At 62.9% G+C, this 11,015-nt stretch carries 9 protein-coding genes and 2 pseudogenes; 3 read left to right on the top strand and 8 right to left on the bottom strand.

Going from position 1 to position 11,015, the window contains the following annotated elements:
- Positions 1-550: 550 nt before the first annotated feature.
- Together IVB26_RS08210 and IVB26_RS43180 are read right to left on the bottom strand one after the other, a co-directional pair.
- A pseudogene (locus IVB26_RS08210) lies at positions 551-789 on the bottom strand (DDE-type integrase/transposase/recombinase); the annotation flags it as partial.
- A complete protein-coding gene (locus tag IVB26_RS43180; protein WP_346732897.1) occupies positions 780-1,274 on the bottom strand; it encodes a hypothetical protein in 495 nt (164 codons plus the stop codon). The gene IVB26_RS43180 and the pseudogene IVB26_RS08210, both read right to left, overlap by 10 nt.
- A 424-nt stretch (positions 1,275-1,698) precedes the next feature.
- Here IVB26_RS43180 and IVB26_RS08200 point away from each other — a divergent pair, with 424 nt between their 5' ends.
- Entirely contained in the window at positions 1,699-2,334 is a 636-nt protein-coding gene (locus IVB26_RS08200; protein WP_247971222.1) for a hypothetical protein, read from the top strand.
- Positions 2,331-3,158: a Fic family protein gene (locus IVB26_RS08195; RefSeq protein WP_247971221.1), complete on the top strand. Its 828-nt coding sequence runs from the start codon at positions 2,331-2,333 to the stop codon at positions 3,156-3,158. The genes IVB26_RS08200 and IVB26_RS08195 overlap by 4 nt, the downstream gene beginning before the upstream one ends.
- Positions 3,159-3,434: 276 nt before the next feature.
- On the opposite strand, the gene IVB26_RS08190 is transcribed toward IVB26_RS08195, so the two are convergent.
- A complete protein-coding gene (locus tag IVB26_RS08190) occupies positions 3,435-3,665 on the bottom strand; it encodes a PIN domain-containing protein (RefSeq protein ID WP_247971220.1) in 231 nt (76 codons plus the stop codon).
- The gene (locus tag IVB26_RS08185; protein WP_247973111.1) at positions 3,662-3,898 is read right to left on the bottom strand and encodes a FitA-like ribbon-helix-helix domain-containing protein; all 237 of its coding nucleotides are present in this window, start codon (positions 3,896-3,898) and stop codon (positions 3,662-3,664) included. The genes IVB26_RS08190 and IVB26_RS08185 overlap by 4 nt, the downstream gene beginning before the upstream one ends.
- Before the next feature lie 2,095 nt (positions 3,899-5,993).
- Here IVB26_RS08185 and IVB26_RS08180 point away from each other — a divergent pair.
- Positions 5,994-6,383, top strand: a pseudogene (locus IVB26_RS08180) (helix-turn-helix domain-containing protein); the annotation flags it as partial.
- A gap of 181 nt (positions 6,384-6,564) precedes the next feature.
- On the opposite strand, the gene ccoS reads toward IVB26_RS08180, so the two are convergent.
- Genes ccoS through ccoG form a run of 4 tightly spaced genes read right to left on the bottom strand, consistent with a single transcriptional unit; the run spans position 6,565 to position 10,909 of the window.
- A complete protein-coding gene (ccoS, locus tag IVB26_RS08175) occupies positions 6,565-6,732 on the bottom strand; it encodes a cbb3-type cytochrome oxidase assembly protein CcoS (protein ID WP_247971219.1) in 168 nt (55 codons plus the stop codon).
- On the bottom strand, positions 6,732-8,924 hold the full coding sequence (locus IVB26_RS08170; protein ID WP_247971218.1) for a cation-translocating P-type ATPase: 2,193 nt from the start codon (positions 8,922-8,924) through the stop codon (positions 6,732-6,734). Before IVB26_RS08170 ends, ccoS begins: the two co-directional genes overlap by 1 nt.
- 11 nt (positions 8,925-8,935) lie before the next feature.
- Positions 8,936-9,427 (bottom strand): FixH family protein, encoded by a 492-nt coding sequence (locus tag IVB26_RS08165; RefSeq protein WP_247971217.1) that lies wholly within the window; start codon positions 9,425-9,427, stop codon positions 8,936-8,938.
- A 15-nt stretch (positions 9,428-9,442) separates the two neighbouring features.
- Positions 9,443-10,909, bottom strand: a complete 1,467-nt coding sequence (gene ccoG, locus IVB26_RS08160) for a cytochrome c oxidase accessory protein CcoG (protein ID WP_247971216.1) — start codon at positions 10,907-10,909, stop codon at positions 9,443-9,445.
- Between the last annotated feature and the right edge of the window lie 106 nt (positions 10,910-11,015).

Below are 11,015 nucleotides of genomic sequence, written 5' to 3'. Positions count from 1 at the left end.
GGCCTACATCCTGGCCAAAGTACACGCCAGCAGCCCAAGATCGGCCGAGACTGGCACGCGATCGCATCACGCCGCACTCGCTATCCTCAGTTTTTCAGGCAGAGTGGAAGTTTGATTGCGCGCTGCCATTCACCGGGACCGTTCTTCGTCCACCTACGCGAAGATGAATTGCCGGTAGAACCACTCCGGCTAAATGCATCCGGGCAAACATGTTCGCGAATCTTTGGCTTCCTACATCCGTTTGCCCGGTGGCTCCCGACTGATTCGCTTCGTCAGCTTCGCCACTGTAGTGGACATCGAACGAGGCACCAATTCGACCATACATGATGATTCGCACTCCTGCGTTTGCATTGGGTTCAGGCTGATGAGGCGCGGCAGGCCTAGATAGACCGCCTGGCTGACGATTGGCTGACGAAGGCGTTCTCCCGGACCGATAAAGAAAATCCGAGACCTGGCTCAAGCGTTAATGAATCGGGCTGCGGCCTACACCGGCCGGCGAAGGCCGCAGGTCAGGCCGCCTGGGCCTGCGATCGGGCGCTGTCATCTTATCTGAGGAGCGTCTTGAGCTGGCTGGGACGAAGAGATTACGGAAGGTTGAGAATATCGAGACGAAGCGCTGCAGGCTTTCCCCGGCGAACGGAAGCCCTGCATCGCCCGCTCCCGCTTTCGCAGCGGCACATGGGAATTCTCGGCCCTGTTGTTGAAGCCCCTGTGCTTGACGTTGCCCTGTGGAGTAGGCTGCCATTGGACGCATGGAAGCAATCTACTCGAATAGCTTTCTAATACGTCCTTGTATTCGGCGATTTTGTCTTAGGATGGCGACTGAAACCGGAAAGTGGATGCCGGCGGATTGAATCCGTCGTGCCTGGTGCGGCCATTGCCGTCCTCGAGTGGATGGATGTAGACGAACCCGAAGGCAGCACGGCGGCAGCCACGACGGGGGCAAGCTCAATTGACGAGGCCTGGTCGAACGCGATCAATCCGTGGACGAGGGAGGCGATATCTTCGCTGATGAGCATTTCGTGAAGCTCGGCTTTCGGAAGGAAGGCGGTTTCGTCGGTGAGCATGACCACGAGACACAGAGACCCATTCCGGACCATATCAGCGCGCATCCCACCGATGACAATGCGGTGCAGACGCAAGAACACCGTCTCATCGAGCGGCGTCCATCCTGCTTCGCCGATGACCCTATCCCACCGCTGGATAAGATCCTGCGGCGGCTTCTCGCCTTCGATGACGCAGCTCGATTTTGGATCCTTGAGGAGAAGGGTCAATTGCGCGGGCCCGCCGCAACGCCCTGGCCATGGCGCCTGGCTCGGAACGCCGGCGCGCCCGTCAGGATCCGGCCCGATGGGCCTCGATGTTGTTCAGGAGGGCTCGGTAAGCGTAGGCATAACCGGATTCCTTGCCGATCGGCGGCCACATTCTCAGCCAGACAAGCACCTTAACGTCGGCCTTCCACCGGAAGGCGCTCTAGCCAGGTCCAGCTCGGCTTCTCGGCCTAAATGCGCCGTTGCAATAATTTATTGTAATTACGCAACTGAATTTTATTGAGAACGCTCAGCATAATACTATTGATCGCCCTCCCTCCACGAAAAACTCGCCCAGTCCCTCACTGAGCTGAAGACCCTCAGCAACGGCGGAAAGCGACGAATCTTCCGGAGCGACGAACTTTCGCGCACCCACCGCGAACGGCTGGTGAAGGCCGGGTTCCTGAAGGAGATCATCAAAGGATGGATGCTGATGACGCGGCCCGAGGAGCGATCGGGCGACAGCACGTCGTGGTACGCGTCGTTCTGGGAGTTTTGCCGCGCCTACTGCAACGAGCGCTTCAAGAGTGACTGGGTCCTCTCGGCAGAAAGCTCAATCCCGCTACTTGCAGAAAATCTCAACGTTCCGAAGCAGGTCGTGATCGCGGCACCGACCGCCAATAACCAAACCCAGCCCCTCCTCCATGGCACCTCCCTGTATCTGTACAAGGCGACCAAACTGCTGGTGACCCCGGTCAAGACCGCCGGGGTCCAGACCTTTCCGGCGCCGGAGGCGATCCGCGCTGCCGCGCCAGCTTTCTGGCAGACGCAGAAGAACGACGTCATCGCCCTGCTCGGTTCGCAGAGGAATGCCAGCGCAATCCTAAAAGTCCTCCTGGAAGGCGGACATGCGGCCGCGGCGGGGCGCATCGCCGGGGCGTACCGACTGCTGGGTAACACGCGGGCCGCCGACGATATCGTCACCGCGATGACGGCGGGCGGGCACGATGTCAGGGAAGATGCCGATCCATTCAAGGCGCCGGTACCGATGCAGCTTCCAAGCCGGGCCACGTACCAATCATGACGCGAATCCGTCTCATGTGGGCGGAGATACGCGAAAAGGTGTTAGCAAATTTCAAGCTTGAGCCGCGGCGTATCAACGATCATGACGGATATCTGGCCGCGATCGACGAACGGTACACCTCGGACGCGTACCACTCGCTTTCTATCGAAGGCTACTCGGTCACGGAGGAACTGATCGAGAAGGTGAAGACCGGGAAATGGGATCCCAACGGCAGCGATGGAGATCGCAAACAAACGGATGCAATGGCCGCGAAGGGCTACTGGGATGCGTTCCAAATGGTCCGTGGCGCGGTGGCCCGCGTGCTCAACGGCGAGGACGCCGCCGAGATCGCCGATCGGGAGCACCTCGACTGGTACCGGGCCCTCTTTCAGCCCTCAGTTCAAGCCGGCATCATCAAGCCCAAAAACCTCGCCGGTTATCGAACTCACTTCGTTTTCATCAGGAACTCGGGACACACACCGGTCGCTTGGGACTCGGTACCTGACGCCATGGAGGCTTTTCTTGATTGCCTGAAGGAGGAGAAGGATCCGCGCGTGAGAGCTGTGCTCGGACACTTCATATTCACCTTCATACACCCTCTTCCAGACGGCAACGGCCGAACGGGCCGCTTCCTCATGAATGTCATGATGGCATCGGGAGGACTGCCTTGGACAATCATTCCCGTCGGCAGACGCGACGAATACATGCGGGCACTCGAGAGCGCGAGCGTACAAGGTGATGTCGGTCCCTTCGCCGCATTCCTGGCAGACTGTTGTCGTCGTGAACCGCCTCCGCCCCGGCAGAGCCTTCCGGGAGAAGTCCAAGCACTGGCGGACCTCGGTTGAGGATCGCGCCGGACTAGGGCGCGGCAAAAGCCCAGTGTCACCAAATCGCGCGCGCACGTTGCGAGCCATCGCACGGCGAGGTGCCGACGTGACCGGCGCCCGTGGGCTAGCCTCGGAGCGCGCGCGATCATGATCGGGATGACCAGCACGATGATGATCAGCGATCAAGCTGACCAGCACCGATCGCGATCGGCGTGATCCGATCATCATCCTCGGCGGCATCAGCATGCCGATGTCCAGCAGCAGCAGCAGCAGCACGCCATTCCTCTGTCGGCCTCAGAACGGACGGTGAGAGGCCGTTCTCGGCTGCAAGGTCGAGGTGCTGACCAAGGGCTTTCTTTCTCCCGACCCGCGCGCCAGCGCGCGGATGCCGAACAATAGTTCGACGATGATGACGCTGGAGAAAAACAGCGTCTCGGCCGCCTGGGCGTCGAGCCAGTCACGGACCGATGGATGCGGTTCGGGCTTCATCGCCTCGGAGACCACATTGGTATCGAGCAGGATCATTCGAAGCGCGTCGGCTCAGCGGGACGCGCGCCGCGGCCATGTTCAAGTGCGTCGACATCGGCATTAGTGAGGCCGATCTTCCGGCTCATCTCCGAAAGGGCGGTGCCGAGCCGCAGCCGGCCCTCGGGACGCACGGCGGCCTCCAGAATGGCGCGCATTTCCGCTTCCGCGCTGCGATTGTGCTGCGCCGCGCGGACTTTCCCCTTGTAGGCAGCACCATTCTCAAGCGCGATCGCGCTGCACGACCGGGTCCACGAAGGTGATATGCAACGTGATCGGCCCTCTGGAACCGTCGAGCAACACGCGAAGCCTGCTGCGCGTAGCGCCGAACCCGAGAACGACTCCTTGCTTGCCGCTCAGACGCGGTCCAGCCGCTTCGCAAACGACTACACGCTCACCCACGGTCCAGTCGTGGAGCGTACTTTCACTGGCACATGTCACTTTGAGTGTCCCAGGACTTTACCCGTCCCAATTCCAACCACGCCGAAAGAGACACGCAGTTAACGATCGCACATCGGGTCCCTCCGTTTCCGACACGCCTCGAAATGCTGTAAGACTCGCATAATTGCGGCCCAACGCCTAGTCGAATGTTAGAGCTCTGCCTGGCGGTTCAGGGCCGGACTGGATCCACCAGTTGGAGTACGAACCTCCCGAATGCTGGTCTACTTTGAATTGGAGGATCCTTTTTGCAGTGGCGTTTATCCATTGGTCTAGGTGGGCCTAACGGGCGCTCTCAGGGCAATGAGCGTTCTGTCCACCGTCGCGACGATATCCGCGACCGTGCTGTGGTCGGCATCGCGGTGATGCTGTTCACGACGCATGACCATTCGGACGTTGAGGACGATGACTGCCACAAAACTCTCGCGACCCTTCCGTGAAAGAAATGCTCTCGAGCACCTGGGACCGGGAGCTGGCGAAAGATCTTGCCCAGGAAATCGAGATCTGCACAGGCGACCGCGCGAAACGTTCGCCGAGATGCGCCGCTTCCTTGCCGTCAAGGGCTACCGGGAATTTCTGCCGGCCGCAGAAGGCTCGCGTAAAAAATCGTCGAAGACGCGCTGAACTTGGTCGCTCACGCGATACGCTCCTACGCGCTCGAGAGGCCGGCTCCATCCGCCGCGCCTTTCCGGAGCGCGGCCGTGATTGTTCCGAGTGGCGCGACGCTCGTGAAAACCTGCATACGCTGATAATCGGCGTCCTAGCCGAATTACGGGCTGTTCGGCGAAGCCGCCGAGAACGCCCTCACTATGTTGAGGAGTCTCGTTCGCGCCTACGTGCTGAACGAACTCATGCACACGGTCGTGGGATCGATTCCTACGACGAAGCGTTCGACAAGGCCCTCCAGGTCTTTCGTGCTCGGGCTGCCGGCTTTCGCTTCCTCGAGAGGCGGCCGGGCGAGCGGGCCGTTGCGGCAGGAGCTTGCGTACGTCGCCGATCAAGAGGAAGGATGGGCCTCCCGGTAGGGGATCGAGGTAAGGTCTGGCAACGGCGCTGGCCGAGATTTTGGGTTGGATGCGCTCTACGGCCGGACGCCAGGGGGAGAAATACTGCAATTGCGGCGGACCAGCTACGTCCGCGCAAAGGACATTGCGCTGGCGCAACGGCGGCCCCGGCCGGCTTCAATAAGAAAGCATCACACCAGAATTGGGAGCGTATTGGGCATGAAGAAAACAGAGGAAGACTTATCCCATTCTTGAAGGCCTCCTGGATGTTTTCGGTAACTGGCTGAGGCATCGCCGTGAAATCCGTGAGTTGCATCAACTCTACTGCGGCACGAAATCGCGCCCGACCTGCGCGTCACGCCTGCAGACCTCGATGCGCGGTCAAGGACGCTTGCGGCTGACGAATTGCCCCGGTTACTGAAGGTTCTCGGCATCGACCACGAGGATGTCTCGCGATCGAAGCCGGCAGTGCTGCGCGACGAGTGGGTCTGCACCCAATGCGACCGGAAGGTTGAGTGCAACAACGATGTCGAGATCAGGGTGGGTACCAGAGATTACGAAGATTACTGCCTCAGCGCTCCAACGATGCAAGCGCTCGGCAGCAGCCTGGAGGGCCACCGGTCCTGAACGAGCGGCATCTCGCCCGTAGATCTACCGTGCGTAAGTCCCGCTAAGAGATGACACCGAATTTCACCGTGTCGCGGTCTCTCGCATCCTCCGGCCATCAGCAAGGAGATCGCCGATGCTTCCGCCCGCACTCTACACCACCCAGCCTTCCACGACGCGCTCCGCGCCCTCGTCGTCCGCTGCGTTCGGCGGCTGGTCGGCCAGCCGGCGCTCGTGGCCAGCGAATTCGCAAGCGGCAAGGACGAGAAGATCTTCGGCGCGCATTGCGGCCGAAGCGATCCTCAAGACCACGGTGCGCCTGGTAAACCGGGCGAGCCCGGACAAGGCGGCCAATACAGACATTCAGGTCGCGCGCAAGCTCTGGATCCTGACGGCCGGCGAGCTGAAGCACGCGGAGGACCACATGCTGCTGCTCGGCCGCAAGAACGCCATGGAGGGTCGCGACCTTCCTGCTCGAGACGGACATCCCGCACCGCGGCCGCCGGCCTGATGGCCGTCCGAGTGCCGCCGTGACATCGGCGACTATCTCGGCCTCATCCTGGAGACGGTCTCGCGAGCCCTGTCAGAGCTTCACGCCCAAGGCCTTCTCGGCTTCTCCGGAGCGCGCCAGATTGTGCTGCGCAATCGCCAGCATTTGCCGGACATGGAGGTCGGAGTCCCGCCACGCCGCCGGTCGGTTCAGTTGCGTCGCCTTCGATTGGGAACAACGCCCCCCACGCAGTGACACAACCTGCCGTCATAACAAACCTGGTCAACCCTCTATCAACGACGACAGGGATGCTCTCCCATTCACTGGAAGTCCGCCGCACCTCGTGCGGAAGGCTACCGCTTTACCGCTTAGCCGGGGCCTCTTGCGGCGGCTCGTCGTCGGCAATTGCCCGCCACGCTGCGCCGTCGAAGTCGTCATACTGACCGCTCCGAAGCGACCAGAGGAAGGCAACGAGACCGGCGAGACCGAGCATCAGCGCCAGCGGCACCAGGATGACCAGGATTTCCATCACGAAATCTCCCGCGAGGCGCTGCGGGCGCGCAGCGAATTCAGCATCACCAGGATCGACGATCCGCTCATGGCGGCAGCGGCGATCAGGGGCGTCACGACGCCACTGATCGCGACCGGCACCGCGAGGACGTTGTAGCCGATCGCAAGCCAGAGATTTTGTCGCATCAAGTGCAGCGCCTTGCGCGAAGCATCGATGGCGGCAACGACCGGGGCCAGCGGCCGGCCGAGGAAGACGAGATCGGCGGTGGCCTGGCTCAAATGCGCGGCCGAGATCGGCGACATCGAGACGTGCGCTGCCGCCAGCGACGGCGCATCGTTCATGCCGTCGCCGACCATCAGGACCTTCATGTCCCGCTGCTTCAATTCCTCGATCCGCGCGATCTTGTCGGCCGGCGTGACACCGGCGCGCCATTCGGCGATGCCCAGCGCATGAGCGGCGGCTATCACCGCGGGCTCGCGATCGCCGGAGAGAATTTCCATACCGATGTTGCGCGCCTTCAACGCCGCGATCACAGCCTGCGCATCGGGACGGAGGCCCTGGCGCACCGAGAGGATGAATTTTTCGCTGCCCTTGCTGAAAGCCACGACAGAGGCTTCAGGGTCGAGATCGTCGATCAACCCCACGAGGCCCTCGGCGCCGCAGAAGGATGGACGGCCGAGGCGAAGCTCGATGCCGTCGACCACAGCGCACACGCCCTGCCCTGCTTCGTCCACCGCCCCCACGATCGGCGACCTGGCTCCGGCAGCCTGCGCCACGGCGGCGGCCACTGGATGATGGCTCGACAGCGCCAGCCGGCCAGCGAGTTCAAAGATGTCGGCGGGGATATCGACCGCATTCATCACTTCGAGATCCGGCAGCGTCAGCGTGCCGGTCTTGTCGAAGATGACGTGATCGGCTTCGGCGAGCCGCTCGATGGCATCGCCGGAATTAAGCAGGACGCCGGCTTTGAACATCGCGCCCGAGGCCACCGTCTGCACCGTCGGAATGGCGAGCCCGAGCGCGCAGGGACAGGTGATGATCAGGACCGCGACGCCGGCGACGATGGCATCATGCCAAGGCGCACCCGCGATGACCCAGCCGAGGATGGTGACGAGCGCGGTTGCATGCACCGCCGGCGCGTAGAGTCGCGAGGCGCGGTCGGCAAGCCGCATGTAGCGCGAGCGCGCCTGCAGCGCATTGTCGAGCAGCCGCGTGATCTCGGCGAGCAGCGTCGCCTCTGAGGCCGCCGAGACCCGCACCCGCAAGCTGCCGGAGATGTTCATCGAACCCGCATAGACCGGTGTGCCCTGCCCGGCCGTGACATAGAGCGTCTCGCCGGTAATCAGGCTCTGGTCGATCTCGGAGCGTCCCTCGATCACGGTGCCGTCGACCGCGCAGCGCTCGCCCGGCCGGAGCAGCACGATGTCGCCGGGCTGGATCGCCGCGACCGGCACCTGCGAAATCTCGTCAGGCCCGACGAACTTGGCCGCGGTCTCGGCCTTGAGTGCGGCGAGATTGCCCGCGACCGCGCGCGTCCGCCGCCGCATGTTCTGGTCGAGGACGCGGCCGACCAAAAGAAACGTGAGCAGCATGATCGCCGCGTCGAAATAGGCATGCTCGGCGTGGTGGATGGTCTCCACCACGGACATGCCGAGCGCAAGGCACACGCCGATCGAGATCGGCACGTCCATGTTGGTGGTCTTGTTCGATAGCGCGCGCCAGGCCGAGCGGAAGAACGGCTGCCCCGCATAGGCTGCCGCCGGCAGCGCGATCAGCGCCGACAGCCAGTGGAAGAAGTCGCGCTGCTCCGGCAGCATGTCCGAAACGTTGCCGGACCACACCGGGATCGACAGCATCATCACGTTCATGGTGGCGAACGCGGCGACGCCGAGACAGCGCAGCAGGAAGCGCGATTCGGCAACTTCCGTCGCCTCCGCGCTCTCGGTCTCGTAAGGATAGGCCTTATAGCCGAGCTCTTCCAGCCGATCGATGAAACGGCTTGGATCGAGCGTGCCCTGCTTCCATTCCAGCGCGACGCGCCGGTCGGTGAGGTTCACCCGCGCCAGCGTGACGTCAGGAATCGCCGACAGTCCGCGCTCGATCTTGGCCATGCATCCGGCGCAGTGAACGCCCTCGACGGCGAGATCGATGTGCTGGACGCCTTCGCCCGCGGTCCGGACGTAGTGCGAAAAATCCCGCGTGACCTGCATGACGGATTCCCTCAGTTCAGGATCACGCGGTTGCGCGACAGGAAGACGCGCGTCCCCCGCGCCTCGCCCTCGATCACCAGGTCCCACTGGCCCGGCGCGACGGCCGCGGCGTTGCCGCGATAGATGCCGATGCCGGACTCGGCAAGCTCGACCACGAGATCGGCGCGCTTGTCGGCCGGCCGCTCCAGGCGGCCGCCAAATTTCAGCCCGGTCATCGGCCGGCCGCCGGCGTCGCGCACCTCGACCTCAAGCGTGGCAGCGCCATCGGCGCGGCGCCCGATATGCGCGTTGACCTGCCATTTGCGCGCCGCCTGGTCGTGCGCCGCCGAGATCTCCCGGTCATAGCTAAGGCCCGCCGCATACGGACTGTCGACGTCGGTGCCGGGCAGCGTCGCGATCGCAAGCTTCGCCATGGTCGCGTTGACGCCGATCACGACGCCGAAGAAGGCGACCAGCATCAGGAAGACTTTGGTCCCGGTCAGTGGCTTCGGTGCGGGCGCCATGGCGGTCTCCTGATCTTACGGCGAGACGAAATTGTCGGTGGCATTGGCAACTTCGCCGAGTCCGATGTCGGTGACGTGGAAGCGGACCGGGATTGACTTTTCCGGATTGCTGTCCGCAGGCGCGGTGACCAGCAGCCGCAGCTCGCTGGTGGAGTCGCGGGCGATTACGATCATCGGCCGATCCGGCGTCACGGAATCCACGCCGATGACGTGGATTGTGGCGTTGACCGGACCCTCCGCGTCGATCGCGATGACGCGGTCATAGCCGCTCTTGTTCAGCAGCCGGACCGTATAGGCGTTGCGAATCGAGCCGTCGCTGAGCTTGACCGCGACCGGATTGCGGTCGTGCAGCACGTTGACGTCGAGCAGGCTGCGTGTCGCCAGCGTATAGAGCATGATGCCGCCGACGGCTGCGATGATCGCGCTGTAGACGACGGTGCGGGGCCGGACGATGCGATAGACTGGCGCCTTGCCTTCCTGGCGGCGCTGGATGTTGATGTCATTGTCGTAGCCGATCAGGCGGGTCGGCCGGCCGATCTTGGTCATCACATTGTCGCAGGCGTCGATGCAGAGCCCGCACTGAATGCATTCGAGCTGCGCTCCGTCGCGGATGTCGATGCCGGTCGGACAGACTGCAACGCACTGGTAGCAATCAACGCAGTCGCCGGCGTGCTCACCGAGCGCGCGCAGCTCGGCGGCCTTCTTGACCGAGGTGCGCTTCTCGCCGCGATCGTAGCGGTAGGTGACGTTGAGCGCCCATTCGTCGGTGAGTGCCGCCTGGATCCGCGGCCACGGGCACATATAGGTGCAGACCTGCTCGCGCATGTAGCCGGCGAGGACATAGGTCGTCGCGGTGAGGATGCCGATCCAGGCATAGGCGACCATCGGCCCCTGGAAGGTGACGAGCTGCTTCACCAGCGTCGGCGCGTCGTTGAAATAGAGCACCCAGGCGCCACCGGTCCACCACGCGATCAAGAGCCAGATCGAATGCTTGAGCACGATCTCGGAGATGCGCTGGAGCTTCATCGGGTCGGATGCGGCGTCCTTCTTCATCCGCTCGCGGCGGTCGCCCTCGACCAGGCGCTCGACGGCATAGAACAGGTCGGTCCAGACCGTCTGCGGACAGAGATAGCCGCACCAGATGCGGCCGCCGACGGAGTTCATCAGGAACAGCGCCACGGCGGCGATGATCAAGAGGCCGGTGAAGTAATAGACCTCCTGCGGCCACAGCTCGATGAAAAAGAAATAGAAGCGGCTGTTGGGGAGATCGATCAGGACCGCCTGGCTGGGCGCGCCGAGACCGCGGTTCCAGCGCACGAAGGGCAGGAAGTAGTGGACCCCCAGGCAGAACGCCATCAGGCCCCACTTGATCCGGCGGAACGTGCCGGAGACGCTCTGGGGATAGACCTTCTTGCGGGCGGCGTAGAGCGGCCCGTAATCGTCGTCCGATGTGAGCTCGTTCGGGTTCACGGCCTTGTTCATCGCCTGACATTCTCGATAGGTGCGATTGAGCCTAGACCCGACGCCGCCGCATCAGTTGATCCAGCGCAAGCGAGCGTGTTTTTGTTCGCCCCGGTTTTACGCCGAT

Origin of the sequence: Bradyrhizobium sp. 195 (genome assembly GCF_023101665.1) — a bacterium.
Lineage (GTDB): Bacteria > Pseudomonadota > Alphaproteobacteria > Rhizobiales > Xanthobacteraceae > Bradyrhizobium.
The sequence above is the reverse complement of the archived record's forward strand: the minus strand, read 5'-3'. Positions and strand labels throughout refer to the sequence as shown.

What these genes read in the sequence shown, in the direction of transcription:
- IVB26_RS08195 (WP_247971221.1), top strand. Translation starts at nt 2,331, where the DNA reads ATGACGCGAATCCGTCTCATGTGGGCGGAGATACGCGAAAAGGTGTTA.
- IVB26_RS08190 (WP_247971220.1), bottom strand. Translation starts at nt 3,665, where the DNA reads ATGATCCTGCTCGATACCAATGTGGTCTCCGAGGCGATGAAGCCCGAA.
- ccoS (WP_247971219.1), bottom strand. Translation starts at nt 6,732, where the DNA reads ATGGAAATCCTGGTCATCCTGGTGCCGCTGGCGCTGATGCTCGGTCTC.
- IVB26_RS08170 (WP_247971218.1), bottom strand. Translation starts at nt 8,924, where the DNA reads ATGCAGGTCACGCGGGATTTTTCGCACTACGTCCGGACCGCGGGCGAA.
- IVB26_RS08165 (WP_247971217.1), bottom strand. Translation starts at nt 9,427, where the DNA reads ATGGCGCCCGCACCGAAGCCACTGACCGGGACCAAAGTCTTCCTGATG.
- ccoG (WP_247971216.1), bottom strand. Translation starts at nt 10,909, where the DNA reads ATGAACAAGGCCGTGAACCCGAACGAGCTCACATCGGACGACGATTAC.